This is a genomic window from Erwinia sp. E602, from assembly GCF_018141005.1.
Taxonomy (GTDB): Bacteria; Pseudomonadota; Gammaproteobacteria; order Enterobacterales; family Enterobacteriaceae; genus Erwinia.
The window spans coordinates 203,346-222,346 of record NZ_CP046581.1; the positions used below are offsets into that span (position 1 = coordinate 203,346).

The 19,001-nt window shown below is 60.4% G+C and carries 19 protein-coding genes; 13 read left to right on the forward strand and 6 right to left on the reverse strand.

What is annotated here, in order from left to right; all coding sequences use genetic code 11:
- Positions 1 to 10 precede the first annotated feature (10 nt).
- Together GKQ23_RS00885 and GKQ23_RS00890 are read right to left on the reverse strand one after the other, a co-directional pair.
- Positions 11 to 712: a substrate-binding domain-containing protein gene (locus GKQ23_RS00885; protein WP_212408177.1), complete on the reverse strand. Its 702-nt coding sequence runs from the start codon at positions 710 to 712 to the stop codon at positions 11 to 13.
- A gap of 10 nt (positions 713 to 722) precedes the next feature.
- Positions 723 to 1,952: an alpha-hydroxy acid oxidase gene (locus tag GKQ23_RS00890; RefSeq protein WP_212408178.1), complete on the reverse strand. Its 1,230-nt coding sequence runs from the start codon at positions 1,950 to 1,952 to the stop codon at positions 723 to 725.
- Between the two features lie 225 nt (positions 1,953 to 2,177).
- Here GKQ23_RS00890 and GKQ23_RS00895 point away from each other — a divergent pair, with 225 nt between their 5' ends.
- From GKQ23_RS00895 to GKQ23_RS00935, 9 genes are all read left to right on the forward strand, one after another.
- On the forward strand, positions 2,178 to 2,849 hold the full coding sequence (locus GKQ23_RS00895) for an aspartate/glutamate racemase family protein (protein ID WP_212408179.1): 672 nt from the start codon (positions 2,178 to 2,180) through the stop codon (positions 2,847 to 2,849).
- A complete protein-coding gene (gene otnK, locus GKQ23_RS00900) occupies positions 2,849 to 4,111 on the forward strand; it encodes a 3-oxo-tetronate kinase (protein ID WP_212408364.1) in 1,263 nt (420 codons plus the stop codon). The genes GKQ23_RS00895 and otnK overlap by 1 nt, the downstream gene beginning before the upstream one ends.
- A gap of 451 nt (positions 4,112 to 4,562) precedes the next feature.
- The gene (locus GKQ23_RS00905; RefSeq protein WP_212408180.1) at positions 4,563 to 5,588 is read left to right on the forward strand and encodes a methionine ABC transporter ATP-binding protein; all 1,026 of its coding nucleotides are present in this window, start codon (positions 4,563 to 4,565) and stop codon (positions 5,586 to 5,588) included.
- Positions 5,581 to 6,249, forward strand: coding sequence for a methionine ABC transporter permease (locus GKQ23_RS00910; protein WP_056237545.1), 669 nt, complete (start codon positions 5,581 to 5,583; stop codon positions 6,247 to 6,249). The genes GKQ23_RS00905 and GKQ23_RS00910 overlap by 8 nt, the downstream gene beginning before the upstream one ends.
- A gap of 18 nt (positions 6,250 to 6,267) precedes the next feature.
- The gene (locus tag GKQ23_RS00915) at positions 6,268 to 7,080 is read left to right on the forward strand and encodes a MetQ/NlpA family ABC transporter substrate-binding protein (RefSeq protein ID WP_212408181.1); all 813 of its coding nucleotides are present in this window, start codon (positions 6,268 to 6,270) and stop codon (positions 7,078 to 7,080) included.
- An 874-nt stretch (positions 7,081 to 7,954) separates the two neighbouring features.
- A complete protein-coding gene (locus GKQ23_RS00920; RefSeq protein WP_212408182.1) occupies positions 7,955 to 8,686 on the forward strand; it encodes an amino acid ABC transporter ATP-binding protein in 732 nt (243 codons plus the stop codon).
- 23 nt (positions 8,687 to 8,709) lie between these two features.
- Complete coding sequence (locus GKQ23_RS00925) at positions 8,710 to 9,378, forward strand: amino acid ABC transporter permease (RefSeq protein WP_212408183.1); 669 nt, start codon at positions 8,710 to 8,712, stop codon at positions 9,376 to 9,378.
- A 19-nt stretch (positions 9,379 to 9,397) separates the two neighbouring features.
- Positions 9,398 to 10,189, forward strand: coding sequence for a transporter substrate-binding domain-containing protein (locus GKQ23_RS00930; protein WP_212408184.1), 792 nt, complete (start codon positions 9,398 to 9,400; stop codon positions 10,187 to 10,189).
- Positions 10,190 to 10,466: 277 nt separating this feature from the next.
- Complete coding sequence (locus GKQ23_RS00935) at positions 10,467 to 11,936, forward strand: catalase (RefSeq protein ID WP_212408185.1); 1,470 nt, start codon at positions 10,467 to 10,469, stop codon at positions 11,934 to 11,936.
- Positions 11,937 to 12,030: 94 nt separating this feature from the next.
- Here the strand turns inward: GKQ23_RS00935 and GKQ23_RS00940 are convergent, their stop codons facing one another.
- Positions 12,031 to 12,693, reverse strand: a complete 663-nt coding sequence (locus GKQ23_RS00940) for a TetR/AcrR family transcriptional regulator (protein ID WP_056237530.1) — start codon at positions 12,691 to 12,693, stop codon at positions 12,031 to 12,033.
- A gap of 285 nt (positions 12,694 to 12,978) precedes the next feature.
- Between GKQ23_RS00940 and GKQ23_RS00945 the strand changes: the two genes are divergently transcribed.
- Positions 12,979 to 13,236, forward strand: a complete 258-nt coding sequence (locus GKQ23_RS00945; protein ID WP_056237527.1) for a YdgH/BhsA/McbA-like domain containing protein — start codon at positions 12,979 to 12,981, stop codon at positions 13,234 to 13,236.
- Positions 13,237 to 13,268: 32 nt separating this feature from the next.
- Positions 13,269 to 13,517, forward strand: coding sequence for a hypothetical protein (locus GKQ23_RS00950; protein ID WP_056237523.1), 249 nt, complete (start codon positions 13,269 to 13,271; stop codon positions 13,515 to 13,517).
- Between the two features lie 112 nt (positions 13,518 to 13,629).
- Here GKQ23_RS00950 and GKQ23_RS00955 read toward each other — a convergent pair whose 3' ends face one another.
- Genes GKQ23_RS00955 through GKQ23_RS00965 form a run of 3 tightly spaced genes read right to left on the reverse strand, consistent with a single transcriptional unit; the run spans position 13,630 to position 16,500 of the window.
- Positions 13,630 to 14,553, reverse strand: coding sequence for an alpha/beta hydrolase (locus tag GKQ23_RS00955; RefSeq protein WP_212408186.1), 924 nt, complete (start codon positions 14,551 to 14,553; stop codon positions 13,630 to 13,632).
- Positions 14,543 to 15,445, reverse strand: coding sequence for an alpha/beta fold hydrolase (locus GKQ23_RS00960; RefSeq protein WP_101505089.1), 903 nt, complete (start codon positions 15,443 to 15,445; stop codon positions 14,543 to 14,545). Before GKQ23_RS00960 ends, GKQ23_RS00955 begins: the two co-directional genes overlap by 11 nt.
- A complete protein-coding gene (locus GKQ23_RS00965) occupies positions 15,442 to 16,500 on the reverse strand; it encodes a sugar phosphate isomerase/epimerase (RefSeq protein WP_212408187.1) in 1,059 nt (352 codons plus the stop codon). The genes GKQ23_RS00960 and GKQ23_RS00965 overlap by 4 nt, the downstream gene beginning before the upstream one ends.
- A 184-nt stretch (positions 16,501 to 16,684) precedes the next feature.
- Here GKQ23_RS00965 and GKQ23_RS00970 point away from each other — a divergent pair, with 184 nt between their 5' ends.
- Together GKQ23_RS00970 and GKQ23_RS00975 are read left to right on the forward strand one after the other, a co-directional pair.
- Positions 16,685 to 17,281 carry a TetR/AcrR family transcriptional regulator gene (locus GKQ23_RS00970; RefSeq protein WP_212408365.1) on the forward strand — a complete coding sequence of 199 codons (597 nt, stop codon included), beginning with the start codon at positions 16,685 to 16,687 and terminating at the stop codon, positions 17,279 to 17,281.
- 90 nt (positions 17,282 to 17,371) lie between these two features.
- Positions 17,372 to 18,859 carry an aldehyde dehydrogenase family protein gene (locus GKQ23_RS00975; RefSeq protein ID WP_212408188.1) on the forward strand — a complete coding sequence of 496 codons (1,488 nt, stop codon included), beginning with the start codon at positions 17,372 to 17,374 and terminating at the stop codon, positions 18,857 to 18,859.
- The last annotated feature ends 142 nt before the right edge of the window (positions 18,860 to 19,001 follow it).

Consider the following 19,001-nt stretch of genomic DNA (forward strand, 5'->3'; position numbering starts at 1 on the left):
CGCGGTACGATCAGGCTCGTGGCGTCAGGCCGCAGGCCTGAAACACCTCGCGTGCTGCGTCCGATCGCAGAAACGCCAGCAGCGCGGCGGCTTCAGCGGGCCGGCCGGCGTTGCGGAACAGCGCGCCGGGGAATGAGAGCACCTTTTGTAGCTCATCCGGTAGCGGCCCGGCGATTTTGATGCCCGGCACGGTGAGCAGCTCGCTGATTTGCTGCACGGCCAGATCCGCTTTTCCCTCCAGCAGCAGCCGGGCGGTAAACCCCTCGTCGATAGTGCTGGCGCGGGCGTTCACCGCCTGGGTGATGTCGAGCCGCTCCAGCACCGTTTTAAACCAGATGCCGCTGGCACCGCCGAGCGAATAGCCCACCGAGCGGGCCTGGAGCAGGCTCTGCTTCAGCGCCGCCGCGCTGCTGAGGTCCGGCTGTGCGGCATCAGGCAGCGTCGCCACCCCGATGGTTGAATCCACCAGTTCGCGGCGGCTGCCGGCCTCCACCACCGCCTGCTCCACCAGCCGGTCCATGGCTTCCGTGGTGACAATCACCGCGTCGGCGCGCCGGCCATCGGCTATCCACTGCTCAATGCGGGTGGTGGGGGCCCACTCTACCTGCAGCTCCACCTGCGGACAGCGCTGCTGCCACAGCGGCAGCAGCCGGTCAAAGGCGGCGCGGATCGCCAGTACGCTGAACAGCTTAACGGTTTGCTGGGCGCTCATCTCCATCTCCTTACAGTTTACGCAGGTAGCTGGCATCCAGCTCTGCCGGGGTTCGCACGCCGATCAGCGCCAGGTCGCGGTCGATCTCGTCGCTAAGAATATGCATCGCATGCTCCACGCAGCGCTGGCCGCCGATAACGCTCGCGTAGAGGAACGGACGGCCGAGAAACACAAAGTCGGCCCCCAGCGCCATCGCCTTCATCACGTCGGTGCCGCGGCGGATGCCGCTGTCGATAATCACCTTCATTGCGCCTTTGCTGGCGGCGATCTCCGCCAGCGTATACAGCGGCGGAATGGTGTGATCGAGCTGACGTCCGCCGTGGTTAGAGAGGATCACCGCGTCCGCACCAAGGTCGCGGGCGATAAACGCATCCTCCGGCGACATCAGCCCCTTAATCACCAGATTGCCGCGCCATTTTTTGCGGATGGCCTCAACGTTTTTCCAGCACAGCTTGTCGCGGGCGTTGGTGTTGCGCACCTTGCCGGACATCATCGGCGGGCCGCGCTCGGCGTCGGTGTTTTCAAAGTGCGGCGCGCCGTGGCGCAGGAAGGTTTGCGCGACGGTGCCCAGCAGCCAGCGCGGGTTTATGGCGCTTTCAAACGCCACCTTCGGGGTGATTTTAATCGGCATGCTGAACCCGCTGCGGATGTTGTGCTCGCGGTTGCCCAGCATTGGCGTGTCGCCGGTAACCACCAGCGTCTGGTATCCGGCGGCTTCAACGCGTTCCACCAGACGGTCAATGCGCGGCTGATCGCCGGCCAGATAGGCCTGGAACCACGCATCGGCATTGGCGGCGTGCACGTCCTCCAGCCTGACCAGCGACGAGGCGCTGAGGATCATCGGCACGTTCATCTGCCGCGCGGCCTTAGCCAGCGCAATATCGGCCTGATAGGCGACAAAGGAGGCGCCGCCCAGCGGTGCCACGCCGAACGGATGCTGATACGTGTGGCCGAACAGCGTGGTGGCCTGGCTGCGGCCCGAGACGTCGCGGAACATGCGCGGGATAAATTTAAAGCGCTGGTAGGCGTCAAAGTTACCGGCAATCCCCTGGCCGCTCTCCACGCCGCCGGCGACGTACTGATAGATCATATTCGGCAGCCGGCGGCGCGCATGGCGCTCAAAGTCGTCCAGCGACAGCAGATCGCGGAACGCACGCGGCGTTTTCTTTGCCGGCTCTGGGGCTGTTGTCACGGCCGGAGCCGCGGCGGTCAACGATGAGGGGCTGACTGAGGTTGTCATAACAGGTTTCACACTCCATTGGCGGTGCTGCCACGCGCCACGACAAGGGTTACGTCGTCGGCGGCTGGCGGGAATTTTTGTAAGCGCTTTCAATATTGCTGTCTGTGGCATAAAATTTCAACACTGTGCGGTGAGAAGTATCGCTATTTTATGTGACGAGCATCACTTTACAGGAACATTTGTAAGCCCTTACATTATGCTGAACCCGACTGAACGGAAACTGACATGACTTCACGAATTGTTTTACTGCACGCCACGCCGGTGGCGATGGCACCGATCCACAGTGCCTTTACCGATCTGTGGCCGGAAGCGGAACTGGTTAACCTGCTGGACGACGGCCTGACGATTGACCGTGCGAAAACCCCCGGGCTGACCGCTGAACTCACCGACCGCTTTGTCCGGCTGGGCGAATACGCCCACGATATGCAGGCGGCGGCTATCCTGGTCACCTGCTCGGCGTTCGGCCCGGCCATTGACCGGCTTGCCGCTGAACTGCCGATCCCGGTGCTTAAACCCAACGAGGCGATGTTCCGCGAAGCGCTGAACAGCGGCAAAAATATCGGCATGCTGGCCACCTTCGGCCCGGCGGTGGAGACAATGACCGCCGAATTTGAGGAGTTTGTGGCGCAGGCAGGCAGTGAGGCACGGCTGACCACGGTGCTGGTGGCGGACGCCATCGATCTGCTGCGCAAAGGTGACCGTGAGAGCCATAACCGGCTGGTGGCCGAGCGGGCGCACGAACTGGCGCACTGCGACGTGATCATGCTGGCGCACTTTTCGACCTCTAATGCGGCTGAGGCGGTACGCAGCCGGGTCAGCATCCCGGTGCTGACCGCGCCACACGCCGCAGTCAGCCTGATTAAGGCCACTGTTAACCACTGTGGCGAGGAGAAATGATGTTAATTGGCGTGATTGCAGATGATTTTACCGGGGCCAGCGATATCGCTGTCACCCTGTCAAAAGGGCTGGAGGGTGAGGGCGGTCTGCACACCGTTCAGTATCTGGGCGTGCCGTCCACCCCGGCCGCAGCGGGGGTTGAGGCGGGGGTTATCGCACTGAAGAGCCGTTCGCTCACGGCCGCCGCGGCCGTGGCGCAGTCGCTGGCCGCCTGTCGCTGGCTGCAGGCGCAGGGGTGTGAACAGATCGTCTTTAAGTACTGCTCCACTTTTGACTCAACCGACGAAGGCAATATCGGTCCGGTGACCGAGGCGCTGGCCGCGCAGCTTGACGCGCGGAGCGTGGTGGTCTGCCCGGCCTTTCCGGCGATGGGACGGACGGTTTATCAGGGGCACCTGTTTGTGTATGACCGGCCGCTGAATGAGTCCGGCATGCAGCATCATCCGCTGACGCCGATGACCGATGCCGATCTGCGGCGGGTGCTGCAGCGGCAGACCTCGCTTAAGGTAACGCACCTGGGCTGGCAAAAGGTGGCGCAGGGCAGCGAGGCGCTGCGCGAGGCGCTGGCACAGCAGGGGCAGGCAGAGCGAACGCTGGTGGTGGTGGACGCCATCAGCAATCACGACCTGACCACCCTGGGCCGCGCCTGCCGGGGGGCACCGTTGGTGACCGGCGGCTCGGGCATCGCGCTGGCGCTGCCGCACAACTTTATCGCTCAGGGCAGGGCGCACGGCCGGCAGGCGGGCATTACGCCCCTCGGCGGCGCTGAAGCGATCCTCGTCGGCAGCTGTTCCGGCGCAACCCGCGGGCAGATCGACGAGCATCAGAAGCAGCATCCGGTGCTGATGATTGAGGTGGAATCGGTGCTGAACGGCACAATCGGGCCGCAGCAGCTGGTGGAATTTATTCTTATGCATCAGGGAGAGGCACCGCTGGTGTACTCGTCCGGCGATCCGCAAACCGTCGAACGGCTGCAGAAAGAGTATGGGCGCGAACGTATTGCCGCCGCGCTGGACGACCTGTTCGGCCAGACCGCCCGTCAGCTGGTGGCGGCGGGCGTCAGGCGGCTGGTGGTCGGCGGCGGCGAAACCTCTGGCGCGGTAGTCAGCGCGCTGGATCTGGGTGCGCTGACCATCGGCCGGGAGATCGACACCGGCGTGCCTGCGCTGGTCTCCGGCGGCAGCCGGCCGCTGGCGCTGGCGCTGAAGTCCGGCAACTTCGGCGCGCGGGACTTCTTCGCCCGGGCGGTGAACAGCCTGTAAAACGGCGGCAGGCGGGAGGCCCCCGCAGGCACTAATGATCCCGACGTTGGCTTCCCCTTTTCCCCAGGGTGTTCTGCTTGCAGCGTACCTGAGGGGGGCTAACCTGCTCTGACTCTGACTCTGACTCTGACTCTGACTCTGACTCTGACTCTGACTCTGACTCTGACTCTGACTGGGGCGTGGGCTGAGCAGAGTCTATCCTGGCCCTCATCCCGGCACAGGCCGGAACAGGCGGCTGACGTCAGTAAACGTCGGCAGAAAGCCTGTTGTTCATCCGCTCCGCGCCCTTGATATGTCATTTCGTTATAAGCCATAGCATTTCAGTCGTTTCCAACTATTTCACCGCTGCTTACTATCGCTTAGCAATTAATGCTATCGATAATTCCCGACCGATAATCAGATTAATTAATCAGCATATTTTGCTGATTTACGGCAGAAAAACAGAGCTCAGATGATTGAATTACGTCACGTATCCAAAACATTCGACGCCAGAAGCGGCCCGATCGCCGCCGTAGACGACGTCAGCCTGCGTGTGGAACAGGGGCAGATTTACGGCATTATTGGCTACAGCGGTGCGGGTAAAAGTACGCTGATCCGCCTGCTGAATGGCCTGGAAAAACCCACCGCCGGTAGCGTGATCATCGCCGGGCAGGATATTGCCCGGGCGCGCGGCGAAGCGCTGCGCCAGGCGCGGCTGAAGATCAGCATGGTGTTTCAGCACTTTAATCTGCTGTGGTCGCGTACCGTCAGCGAGAATATCGCTTTTTCGCTGCAAATCGCCGGTGCGCCGAAAGCGGTCATCCAGCGCCGGGTTGCTGAACTGGTCCAGCTGGTTGGTCTGAGCGGCAAAGAGCAGGCTTATCCCGCTCAGCTTTCCGGCGGACAAAAACAGCGCGTCGGTATCGCCCGCGCGCTGGCCAACAGCCCGGACGTGCTGCTGTGCGATGAGGCAACCTCCGCGCTGGATCCACAAACCACGGATGCCATTCTTGACCTGCTGTCAGATATTAACCGTCAGCTGAAGCTGACCATCGTGCTGATCACCCACGAGATGCACGTGGTGCGCAAAATCTGCCACCGCGTGGCGGTAATGGAAGCCGGGCGAATCGTGGAAGAGGGTGAAGTGCTGTCGGTATTTACCCATCCGCAGCAGCCGATTACCCGTCAGTTCGTTCGCCAGACTACCGAATACAGCAATGCTGACACGCCGTTTAACCCGGCGCTGGTGGATGCAGAGGCGGGCAGCGTGCTGAAGCTGACCTTTGTCGGCCAGAGCACCCGTGAGCCGGTTGTCGGTGAACTGACGCTGAAATATGCGCTGCCGTTCAACATCCTGCACGGCAAAATGACCCAGACCAGCAACGGCACCTTCGGTGAGCTGTGGCTGCAGGTCCCGGCCAGCGGTCCCCAGCTGGAGAGCATCCTTACGGATCTGCACGCTCACGAAATTTCTGTCGAGGTGGTAAGCCATGTCTGAGTCCCTGTTTCCCCACCTGAAGCTCGACCAGCTGTGGAACGCCACGCTTGAAACCCTGTATATGACCGCGCTGTCCGGCGTGGCGACCTTTGTGCTCGGTATTCTGCTCGGGCTGGCGCTGTTCCTGACCGCCCGCGGCGGCCTGTTTCAGAACCGGGCCATTTACTCGACGATTTCGCTGCTGGTCAACGTCTTCCGCTCGATTCCGTTCATCATCCTGATCGTGCTGCTGATCCCGTTTACCAAGGCGCTGATCGGCACCATTCTCGGTGCGGACGCCGCGCTGCCGGCGCTGATCGTCGGGGCGGCACCGTTTTACGCCCGGCTGGTGGAGATCGGCCTGCGCGAAGTCGATAAAGGGGTGATTGAGGCCTCGCGTTCGATGGGCGCGCGCCTGAGCACGCTGATTTTCCGCGTATTGCTGCCGGAGTCCTCGCCGGCGCTGGTCTCCGGGATTACCGTCACCCTGATTGCGCTGGTCAGCTACAGCGCGATGGCCGGGGTGATCGGTGCCGGCGGCCTCGGCAACCTGGCCTACCTTGAGGGCTTCCAGCGCAACCACGGCGACGTGACGCTGGTGGCAACGGTGATGATTCTGGTGATCGTGTTTATTATCCAGTTTTTAGGTGATGTACTGACTACACGGCTCGATAAACGTTAACTTTTAGGAACTTAAAACATGAAAAAAACACTGACGCTGCTGGCTGCGGCCACCCTGGGAGCCCTGAGCCTGAGCGCATGGGCAGACACGCTGACCGTGGGCGCCTCTAACGTACCGCACGCGGAGATTCTGGAGCAGGCTAAACCGATTCTGGCGAAGCAGGGCATTGACCTGGAGATCAAACCGTTCCAGGACTACATCCTGCCGAACACCGCGCTGGCCAGCCGTGATATCGATGCCAACTACTTCCAGCACATCCCGTACCTGAACAGCGTGCTGAAAGACCACGCGGGCGACAAAACCTATGACTTCGTCAGCGCCGGTGCGATCCATATCGAGCCGATCGGCATCTACTCTAAAAAGTACAAATCGCTGCAGGATCTGCCGCAGAACGGCAAAATCATTATGCGTGACGCGGTAGCCGAAGAGGGGCGTATCCTGTCGATCTTTGAGAAAGCCGGCGTCATCAAGCTGAAGCCGGGCGTCAGCAAGGTTGACGCGCGCATCAGCGACGTGGTGGAAAACCCGAAAAAGCTGAAGTTCCTGGCGAACGTGGAAGGCGCGCTGCTGCCGCAGATGTATAACAACGACGAAGGCGACGCGGTGGTGATCAACGCCAACTACGCCATCGACGCCGGCCTGAACCCGGTGAAAGATCCCATCGCCGTCGAGAGCGGTGAGAACAACCCGTACGCCAACATCATCACCGTGCATCGCGGCGACGAGAACAAGCCGGACATCAAGGCGCTGGTCGACGTGCTGCACTCGAAAGCTATTCAGGACTGGATCCGCACCAAGTACAAAGGTGCGGTGATCCCGGTTAACAACTGATAACCTGTTGACACAATCGATGGCGGGGGTAGGCTTACTTTTGCAAGAAGATACCCGTAGCACAACGCCTGAAGTGGTCACCACCCATAACAGGAACCGAAATTAAACCCGTCTTACCGGGTCGGTTTTTTTTCGCCCCCTGAATTTCCCACACTCCACGAAAAAAGGCAGGGGTGGTCGCCCCCGCCTTGTTTCAAGTCCCTTTGGCCCTTACGGGCTTCCGGTCAGTTGCCTGACTGCAACGATAATCTGCAGGGTAACGTAAACGATCTGCAACGTTACCAGGATGGTTGCCAGATTAATCACTTGGGCGTTCTCCATCACGCGGAGAGTGCCACACGTCGCTTATGCCTTTGGGTCTCCCTCACGACGCGTATCTTGCTGAAATTGTCTGTAGCACTCAACCGGGTGGAGGCAGAACGGACAGCACCACCTGTTGCCGAACGGGAAAATCTGAGCGCCTGACGCTTTGCCACCCGATTGAATGCCATGACTTACATTTCTCAGCCAGCACATCATAGCGATAATTACCCGCGTGACAATTAGCATGCTTCATCACTTCGATGGCGTTTACAGATTGACAGCACCAGGTTCAGGATTAAAATATCACCCTCTTGCTGAAATTGCCTGTGGCACAGTTTCTGACGTGGTCACCACCCACAACAGGAACAGAAATCAAACCCGTCTTACCAGGTCGGGTTTTTTTTCGCCCTGAATTTCCCTGCCTGCTCTTTTGACTGCGGCGCACCGTGGGTCCTGTTCGCTGCCCCCTCGCCTTAACCCATCTCCCGGTTAACCATATATTTTTTAATCATTCGTCCTGTTTTTTTGCCCGCGTTACACTGAATTTCATGTGAAAAGGGCGGAAACAGTAATGATCAGCGTTAGCGGTTTAAATAAAAAATTCAAAGATTACCAGGCGCTTAGCGACATTAACTTCAGCGTGAAGCGGGGTGAAGTGGTCTCGATTATCGGCCCGTCCGGCTCGGGTAAATCGACCCTGTTGCGCAGCCTGAACCTGCTGGTGAAACCGGACAGCGGCCAGCTGCAGATCGGCGATAAGCAGATCGACGCCGGGCGTTTAACCCGCCGCGGCACCGCCGAATTTCGTCGCCAGAGCGCGATGGTGTTTCAGCACTACAACCTGTTCCGTAATAAAACCGCGCTGGAAAATATCACTGAAGTGCTGATCTACGGCCGCGGTTTTTCACGCGGTGATGCTGAAGCAAGGGGCCGGGAGCTGCTGGACCAGGTGGGGCTGGCCCATAAGGCCGACGCCTATCCGGTTACCCTTTCCGGTGGCCAGCAGCAGCGGGTGGGCATTGCCCGTGCGCTGAGCCTGGAGCCGGCCGCGCTGCTGCTGGATGAACCGACCTCATCGCTCGATCCGGAGTTACGCCGTGACGTCCTTAACCTGATTGCCAGCCTGGCGGAGCGTGCGCTGACCATGCTGATCGTCACCCACGAAATGCGCTTCGCCCGTGACATCTCCCAGCGAATTTTCTTTATGGATCAGGGCCGCATCATCGAACAGGGTGCCCCTGACCAGCTGTTTGACGCCGGCGGGCACCACCGCGCCCACCGTTTTCTTCATGAGTTTGCCTGAGCCGGTAAAAGGGAGTTTTGCTGATGAATTTTGATGTGAACTATATGCTGGCGCTGATCCCCCAGCTGCTGACTTACCTGCCGGTCACCCTGTATATCGCACTGTTCTCCATCGTGATGGCCACGCTGCTGGGCATCGGCCTGGCGGTGCTGCTACGGGGCGCGCGGCCGCTGGCCGTCTTCGCTCAGGTTTATATCTCCTTCTTTCGCGGCACGCCGGTGCTGGTGCAGCTGCTGATCATCTACTTCGGCCTGCCGCAGCTGTTTCCGGCGATGAACAGCCTGAACGCCACCTGGGCGGTGATCATCGGCCTGAGCCTGAACAGCGCCGCCTACCTGGCCGAGGTGTTTCGCGCCGCCATCGACTCGGTGGATAAAGGCCAGTGGGAAGCCTCGCTGGCGTCCGGGCTGAGCGGGTTCCAGGCCTCGCGGCGCATCGTGCTGCCGCAGGCCGGGCGCAACGCGCTGCCGGCGGCAGGTAATATCTGGATTGGACTGATCAAGAACTCCTCGCTGGCGTTTACCCTCGGCGTCAGCGAACTGCTGGCCGGCGGCAAGCTGATTGCCACCGAATCACTGAAGTACTTTGAAGCCTATTTTGCCGTCGGCCTGATCTACTGGGCGCTGACCATCGTGCTCAGCGCGCTGCAGCGCCGGCTGGAACGGGCCGTTGGCAAACCTTACCTCGTCTGACTCATCGGGAAATCACGTTATGAAAGGCTATAAAATTGCGCTGCTGGCCGGCGCGCTGGCCGTGCTGAGCGGCTGCGACAAGGCCGCTGACTCCGCGGCGGATCAGCCGGTGCTGCGGGTCGGCGCCACGCCGGATGGCTATCCGCACTACTTTGTGGAAGGCAAACAGGTGAAGGGCTTCAGCGCCGAAATCCTGATGGCAGTGGCGGACAAAATCCACTACAAAATTGAGTGGGTCACCTCGGACTGGGTGGGGGTGCTCGGCTCGCTGGAAACCGGCAAGGTGGATACGGTGGGTAACTTTGCCGATACCCCGCAGCGCCGCGAGAAGTATGACTTCAGCGTGCCTTACTACTACTCAGCCGCCGCGCTGGCGGTGAGCGTCAACAATACCACCGTGCACGGGCTGAAAGACCTGGCCGGTAAGACCGTGGCCGCCGATCTCGGCTCCAACTATGCCAACGTGCTGAAAGAATTTGATCCGGAAAACAAAATCAGGCTGGTGACCTTTGACGGTTCCGACGTGGTGATTAACAGCGTAGCGCAGGGCAAGGTTGACGCCTATGTTTCCGGTGAAGTACTGCTGCTGGGCCGGATTAAACACCGCAACCTGCCGCTGAAGGTGGTGGGGGAAACCTTCGGTGAGAAAACCGTGGCGCTGCCGTTCCGCAAGGATCAACGCGGTGAAGCGCTGCGTAAAAAAGTCGACGTGGCGATCGAACAGCTGCGCGCCGACGGCACGCTGAAGAAGATTTCAGAAAAGTGGTTTGAGCGTGACCTTACCGTCAGCAATCAGCCTGCAAAAGGATAACGATATGACGATGCATCTGGCGCTGTTCCCTGAAACCACAGTCTGCTACGCGGGCTGACGATGGATCGCCGGTTCCGGCTTTATCGACGGCTGATTCACTGGCGGAACGCATGACGCAGTGGTATCAGCAGCGTGCGGTGGATGGTTTTGTGGTGATGCCACCTCGGATTGCACCGCCCGGCAGCCTTATTTAACGGCTTGTACACTAATCACCCACCAAAAGTGGGTGTTTGAACTACCCTTAATCGTTGATTCTTCAATTCGTCAGGAGACAACGATGAGCCACGATCCCCGCAAACCCACCACCACCGACGCTGGCATACCGGTCGCCAGCGATGAACATTCGCTGACTGTCGGCCCTGATGGCCCGATTATGCTGCACGATCACTACCTGATCGAACAGATGGCCAACTTTAACCGCGAGCGCATTCCTGAACGCCAGCCCCACGCCAAAGGCAGCGGCGCTTTCGGCCATTTCCAGGTAACGGATGACGTCAGCCGCTATACCAGAGCGGCGCTGTTTCAGCCGGGCGTAAAAACGGACGTGGTAATGCGTTTCTCCACCGTGGCGGGAGAGCGCGGCAGCCCTGATACCTGGCGCGACCCGCGCGGCTTTGCCATCAAGTTTTATACCGGGGAAGGCAATTACGACATGGTGGGTAACAATACGCCGGTGTTCTTTATCCGCGATCCGATGAAGTTCCAGCACTTTATCCGTTCGCAGAAGCGCCGCGCCGATAACAACCTGCGCGACAACGATATGCAGTGGGACTTCTGGACGCTGTCGCCGGAGTCATCCCATCAGGTGACCTGGCTGATGGGGGATCGCGGCATTCCGTCAAGCTGGCGGCATATGAACGGCTACTCCAGCCACACCTACCTGTGGGTTAACGCCGCCGGGGAAAAGTTCTGGGTCAAGTATCACTTCAAAACCGATCAGGGCGTTAAGTTCCTGGCGCAGGAGCAGGCTGACCAGCTGGCCGGCCAGGACGGTGATTACCATACGCGCGATCTGTTTGAAGCGATTAAGCGCGGTGAGCACCCCAGCTGGACGCTGTATATGCAGGTGATGCCGTTTGCCGAAGCGGAACACTACCGTTTTAACCCGTTCGATCTGACCAAAGTGTGGCCGCACGCTGACTATCCGTTAATTCGCGTGGGCAGGCTGACGCTGGATCGTAATCCAACGGATAACCACGCGCAGATCGAGCAGGCGGCGTTTGAGCCGAACAATCTGGTCCCCGGTATCGGCCTCAGCCCGGACAAGATGCTGATTGGCCGTATCTTTGCCTATGCCGATGCGCACCGGGCACGGCTGGGCGTCAACTACAAGCAGATCCCGGTCAACGCGCCGCACTCGCCGGTCAACAGCTACAGCAAGGACGGTGCGATGCGGATTAACCCGGTCAGCGATCCGGTCTATGCGCCGAACTCTAAAGGCGGCCCGGCCGCCGACGGCGTGCGTTATCCTACCGATTCTGCCTGGCCGGCCAGCGGCGAGATGGTGCGCCAGGCCTACACGCTGCGCCGCGATGACGATGACGTAGGTCAGGCGAATACGCTGATTAATCAGGTCATGGATGACGCCGCCCGTCAGCGGCTGGTGAATAACGTCAGCGGTCATCTGCTGAACGGCGTTGAAGAACCTGTGCTGTCGCGCGCCTTTGATTACTGGCGCGCAATCGATCGGACGATCGGCGACCGTATCGCGCAGCAGGTGCAGGCGGAACGCGCAAAGCGCAGCTGAGGGCCATGCCATCAGACCTGGCTGCCCGGGCATAACCGGCCTGCAGGCGATCTACCCGCGGTAAAAACCGGGCGTAACCTACACGCCCGGAGATTCAGTCAGTTTCGGTGCCTGATGCGTCGCAGCCCAGCCGGCTCAGCAGCGGCCACTGCAGCATTAAGGTATCGATGAGTCCATCCAGCTCCGCGCGGGAAGCCCCTTCGCGCGCGCGCACCGACATGCCCTGCAGCAGGCAGCCAAGATAACTTGCCAGCTGCTGCACGTGGGTCTGCGGATCCAGCTCGCCTGCCGCCTGACGGCCCTGCAGAAACGCCAGCAGCTGTGCCTCCTGGCCCTGATGCTTTTTACGCAGCATCTCCGCCACCTCGGTTGAGTCGGCCGACAGGCCGGTGGAGGTGCAGATCAAAAAGCAGCCGCCAGGCTTTTCACCGTCGGTAAAGCAGGCGGCGGTGGTGCGAAAATAGTTCTCGATGCCCCCGGCTACGCAGCTCTCCGGGCAGACCAGCTGCGCCTCGCTCTGGCTGGCAAATTTATCCGTGTAGCGATCGACGGCGGCGCGAAACATCCCCTCTTTATTGGTAAATTCCGCATACAGCGTTGGCGCTTTGGCACCGGTGGCGGCGACCAGATCGGCCAGCGAGGTGGCTTCGTAGCCGTGCCGCCAGAACAGCTCCAGCGCTTTATCCAGCGCCGCCTCGCGGTCGAAGGTTTTTGGCCGGCCACGGCCTTTACGTGTTACGGCGTCCTGCTCAGTCATCGTCATTACTCCTCACTTCGCATTAGCGCACAAAAGATTAAGTTATCAATCAGTATAAAAATATTATATGCGCCTGTCGAGTGACATTGCTCGCAGATTTTCACAGCAGTAAGAACAAAAAATTCTAACTTTATTCAACGTAAATTCAGTATCTTAACTATTAAATTATCGATCGTTAATAAAATGATGTTGACGGGTTGCCACGCTCTGCTTATCATTTACCTATCGATCGTTAATAAATAACGACGGCAACCTTAAATCAACGAATCAAAGCGAGATAAAATCATGAAAACCATCAAAATGACCCTGGCCGCCATCGCCCTGACTACCGTTTCTTTCGCCGGTTTTGCCGCCGATCAGGTCAGCAGCGCGCCTGAACAGCAGCAGGAGATCGGCGTGGTATCCGCCAGCGGCGCCTCTAACCTGACTTCTCTTGAAGCGCGTCTGGCAGCAAAAGCAGAGCAGGCCGGTGCAAAATCATTCCGTATCACCTCAGCATCCGGCAATAACAAACTGCACGGCACTGCGGTTATCTACCAGTAACAGCAAAATGTGATGGTGCATCAGGGGGAACTATGAAAAGCACATCTTTAGCCCTTGTTGCCGTCATCCTGAGCACCCTGTCCGGTGCCAGCCTGGCTGCATCTTCTGCGGGGGCACTTCCACCGGTTTCTGCGGTGGTGTCTAACGTCACCGGCAGCACCACGCTGGTGTCACTGGACGGGCAACTGACGGGAAAACCACAACCCCGTCAGGCAACTTTACGCACCGCCTCCCTGTGGGGGCTGAATGAAGCGAACGGGATTGCCATCAGCGATCGTTAATCGCCGGGCGATCGGCAGGTAAAATCAGCAAACCACTGCATCTCTGATGCAGTGGTTTTTTTGCCTGTGGATTGCCGGTACGGTATACCGGCTGGGGTGGGGGGGAAGGGGATCAGTGGTGGTTCTCAAGAAACGCCGCCCGGTCATAGCAGCGGTCTGCCTGTGAAGTCACCGCCGTCATATGCATTGCGCCGTGGATCTGCCCAGCCAGGCGTTCAGAACGTACCCTGACGCCAGCTTCGGCGAGTCGTGCGGCGTACGCTTCCGCCTCATCGCGTAACGGATCGTATTCACAGCTCAGAATGGTCGCCGGCGGCAGATCCTGCAACTGCGTGGCCGCCAGCGGCGACAGCAGCGGCTCCTGTTGCGAAGCTCCCGCGGTATAACCCTGCCAGCAACGCGTCATCATTTCCGCCGTTAAACCATAGCCCGTAGCGAAATACTGATATGACGCGCTGCTCATCGTCGCATCCAGTGCCGGCCATAGCAGCAGCTGGTGGAAGATGCCCGGCCCGCCGCGCTGGCGAGCCAGCAGGCAGGCCGCCGCCGCAAGATTGCCGCCTGCACTGTCGCCGCCCACCGCGATACGTGCGGGATCCAGCCGGAGCGGTTCCGCCAGCAGGTGAATGCCGCACAGCGCAGCATAAAAATCATCCAGCGGCTGCGGCCAGGGATGCTCCGGCGCCAGCCGGTAGTCGACCGACAGCACCACACAGCCGGTGGCCTCCGCCAGCCGCCGGCAGGGGCGATCCCATGCGTCAGGCGACCCCAGAGACCAGCCGCCGCCGTGGGCGTACACCAGAGCCGGGCGGTTTTGCCTCTTCGCCAGCGCATAGGGTTCGTAGATCCTCACCGCGATCGGCGTGCCGTCCGCGGCGGGCAGGCTCAGGCGATACTGATAGTGCGCATCGCGATCGCCACCCTGTTGCCGGATTAGTGACGCATCGGTGGCCTGACGCAGCCCGGCCAGCGTGTGCGGGGCAGGGACTCCGGATTGCGCCGCCAGCCAGGCGGCAACGGCGGGATCAAGCGACATGGTCTGCTCCCTGTTGCAGGAACGGCAGCAGCAGATTGCAGAACGCCTGCGGGCACTCTTCGGTAATAAAGTGGCCGCAGTCATCGACGATGGCGTGCTGCAAATCGCGGGTCACCGGCAGCAGCGTCTGATAGGGTGCCTCTGCGGTGGCGTGCCGGGCACCGATGGCCAGCACCGGCATCGCCAGCGGGGTTTGCGCCCGCTGCAGATTCTGCTGTACCGTTTCCGGGATCGCGCGATAGTAGTTAAAACCCGCGTGCAGCCTCCCTGGCGCGCTGTAGGCGTTGATATAAACCTCTGTCGCCACCGCATCGCGTCGCCACGACCAGCGGTCGAAGATATAGCTGAGGTACTGCCGTTCACGGCCAACGGTTAAGGCTTCCGGCAGATCGGCCAGCTGATTAAACATAAAGTGCCAGAGGAAAATATTCTCTTCCGGCGCGACAAAAACCGGCGGCGGCGGGGCCAGTCCCGGGATCACCGCTTCGGTCAGCACCAGCCGCTCGACCGCCTGTGGAAAATCGGCCGCCAGCGCGTAACCGACCCACATCCCGATATCGTGACCGATCAGCGCAAAGCGCGGATGCCCGAGTTGCAGCATCATCTGATGCAGGATGGCGGCAATCGCGCCGGTGTCATACCCCGCCGCCGGCGTGTCTGACTCCCCGCAACCCGGTGGGTCGATAGCAATCGCCTGAAAGCCGGCCGCGGCCAGCGCCTGCATCACATAGCGCCAGGTGTACCAGGTCTGCGGCCAGCCCGGCAGCAGCAGCACCGGTTTACCCTCGCCGGCGGTGACCAGATGCAGTTTACGGCCGGACACCTGCGGATAGTGGTGCTGCCAGCCCTGCGGCAGCATATCGGGGCTGACGGGTGAAAAGATTGTCTTCATGATGTCATCCCCAGCAGCGTACGCAGGCCAACCGGATCAAGCGGTGCGGCAGCGAAGTCGTCAAATACCGTGTCGGCAACCTCAATAATCTGGCTGCGGATAAACGCCGCGCCCTCCCGTGCACCGTCCAGCTTGTTTTTCAGGCAGCACTCCCATTCCAGCGTGGCCCAGCCCGCATAACCCTGACGGGTTAGCGTGGCGAAAATGGCCTTAAAATCGACCTGGCCGTCGCCGGTGGAACGGAACCGCCCGGCGCGGTCGGCCCACGGCTGATAGCCACCGTACATTCCCTGACGGCCGGTCGGATTAAACTCGGCGTCTTTGACGTGGAACATGCGGATGTAAGGCTGGTAAATCTCCAGAAACGCGCGGTAGTCGAGCTGCTGCAGCACAAAGTGGCTGGGATCAAACAGCATCCGGCAGCGCGGATGGTGGCCGGTGCGCTGCAGGAACATCTCAAAGCTGATGCCATCGTGCAGATCTTCACCGGGATGGATCTCAAAGCACAGATTGACGTTGTGCGCGTCGCAGGCGTCAAGGATCGGCAGCCAGCGGTGGGCCAGTTCGTCAAACGCGGTCTCTACCAGCCCGGCGGGGCGCTGCGGGAACGGGAAGATATAGGGCCAGGCCAGCGAACCGGAGAAGGTGCCAAGTTCGGTCAGCCCGAAGCGCGCCGACGCCTTTACCGCCGCCAGCATCTGACCGGCCGCCCACTGCTGGCGGGCTATGGGATTACCCTGCAGATGCGGCGGGGCGAAACTGTCGCACAGCGCATCATAGGCCGGATGTACCGCCATCAGCTGGCCGAAGATATGGCTGGTCAGTTCGCTGATTTGCAGCTGATGCCGTGCCATCAGCTGGCGGATTTCATCGCAGTACGACTGGCTTTCCGCCGCCAGATTAATATCGATAAAACGCCGGTCCCAGGCCGGGATCTGCAGCGCCCGGAAGCCGTTCTCCTGCGCCCATGCGGCCACCGCCGCCAGACTGTTAAACGGAAACGCGTCGTCGCTGTACTGAGCAAGGTGCAGGCTTGGACCCTTAATGGTTTGCATACTGAACTCCTATTGTTTGTTGATTGACAAACAATAGGGTAAAATCAGCATCCTGGGCAACGGCTGTTGGCCGTGTGCCGCACAATTCGCTCATCCCGCGGCGTATTTATTAGCGGATTAAGGTGCTAACAGGCTGAATAATTAGCATAATAACCGGCAACCAGCACCCAACGATGGAGCCATGATGGCGGGCAGACCAAGAGAATTTGACCGTGAGCAGGCGTTAATTGCCGCCAGAGATCTGTTCTGGCGTCACGGCTATGAGGGCACCTCGCTGGCCGATCTGGTGGCCGCGCTGGGCATTGCCTCGGCGCGTATCTATAAGGCCTTCGGTTCAAAGGAGCAGCTGTACCGTGAGGCGATCGGTCACTACGAACAGTACGAAGGAGGATTTGCCGCGCGCGCGCTGCAGCATCCGCAGATCCTCAGCGCCGTGCGCCAGATGCTGGAGCAGGCGGTAGTGCTGTACACCGACAGCGAACCGCCCGCCGGCTGTATGGTGGTCTCGGCGGCGGGCGGGCTGAGCGAGGAGAATCAACCGCTGGCGCAGTGGCTGGCACAGCAACGTAAAGATCGTACTGCAGAAATCGTTGCCCGGCTGCAACAGGCGCAGGCGGAGGGGCAGCTGCGGGCGGAAGCGGCCGCGCAGCCGCTGGGGGAGTATTACGCCACCGTACTGCATGGTCTGTCGGTACAGGCGCGCGACGGTGCCAGCCGCGAACGGCTCAATGCGGCGGTGACCCTGGCGATGCTGCCCTTAAAGAGCCTGCTGGCCGACTGACCTTTTGTGCCGCTCATCCGTATGGGGGATTTTTTTCGCCGCTGTCCGGTGCTGAGATGATCTGACCAGTCAGAATTCAGCGGAGGCGATATGGGCAGGGCACAACTTCTCACGACGGTAAGCGAGTTTTTACCGCGCGATCACGGCCACTTTATTAACGGACAACGCCGCAGCGGCAGCGGCGCACGGCGGCCGGTGGTGGATCCGGCCAGCGGTAAGCGCATTGCAGAAGTGCACGACGGCGGTGCCGCAGAGGTCACCGCCGCGATGGCCGCCGCGCAGGCGGCCTTTAACGGCGAATGGGCCGCCACGCCAACGCTGGCGCGTGGCAACCTGCTGCTGAAGCTGGCCGCAGCGCTGGAGGCACATCGTGAGGAGCTGGCGCAGCTGGAAACCCTCTGCTCCGGCAAAACCATCGCGCTGTCACGCGGGCTGGAGCTGGATCAGTCGGTGGCGTTTCTGCGCTATTTCGCCGGCTGGGCCGGAAAGATTAACGGGGAAACCCTGGCGGTATCAATCCCCCCCTTCGCTGACGAGAAATACCGCGCCTTCACCGTGCGCGAACCGCTGGGCGTGGTGGTTGGCATTCTGCCGTGGAATTTTTCGATCATGATTGCGGTATGGAAGTTTGCTGCCGCGCTGATCTGTGGCAATACCGTGGTGCTGAAGCCCAGCGAGTATACCCCGCTAACCTTGCTGCGGGTGGCGGAGCTGGCGAATGAGGTGGGGTTTCCGCCCGGTACCCTGAACGTTGTCAATGGCGATGGCCAGGTGCTGGGGCCACTGTTAATTGCTCACCCCGCCTGCGGGAAGGTCAGTTTCACCGGCTCAATGAAAACCGGACGCGTGGTTGGGGACGCCGCCAGCCAGCGCGGCATCCCGGTCACGCTGGAACTGGGGGGTAAAAACGCGGCACTGTTCCTTGACGATCTTAGCGTTGAGGAGATGGTTGACGGCATTATGGAGGCGGGTTATCTCAACCAGGGGCAAATTTGCTCTTCCGCCGAACGTTTCTATCTGCCGGCAGGGAAAATAGACGCGGTGCTGCAGGCGCTCAGCCTGCGCCTGGCGGCTCTGAAGCCAGATTCGCCACTGGATGATGAGTGCCTGCTCGGCCCGCTGGCCAACGCGCCGCATCTGGAAAAAGTACAGGGGCTGATTGCCGCCGCGCAGCAGGACGGAGACCGGCTGGTCTTTGGTGGTACCCGCCCGGCAGGGGAGGGATATTACCTGCTGCCGGCGGCGATCGCCGCCCGCAGCGCGGACTCCGCCATTATGCAGCAGGAAACCTTCGGCCCGGTCGGGGCCTTTCTCGCCTGGCAGCAGGAGGAACAGGCGCTGCAGTGGATTAACGACTCCCCTTACGGACTCTCCGCCAGCGTCTGGACCCACGACCTCAGCAAGGCACTGCGCTACAGCGAAGGTATACAGGCGGGCACCGTCTGGATCAACATGCATAACATCCTCGATCCGGCGCTGCCGTTCGGCGGTATCAAAGGTTCCGGCAACGGACGCGAGTTTGGCAGCGCCTTTATTCAGGATTACACCCGGCTGAAATCAGTGATGATGCGTTACTGAACGTTAGGAGCGCGGAGGGACAAGTGTGCAGGATTTCGGGTCAGGGTCACTCCAGATCAAACTGTGAGTTGTATCTAATCTTATGCGCAGGCCAATGGGATCAGGAGAAGTAGTCAACCCAAGAGTTAAATCACATTTACTC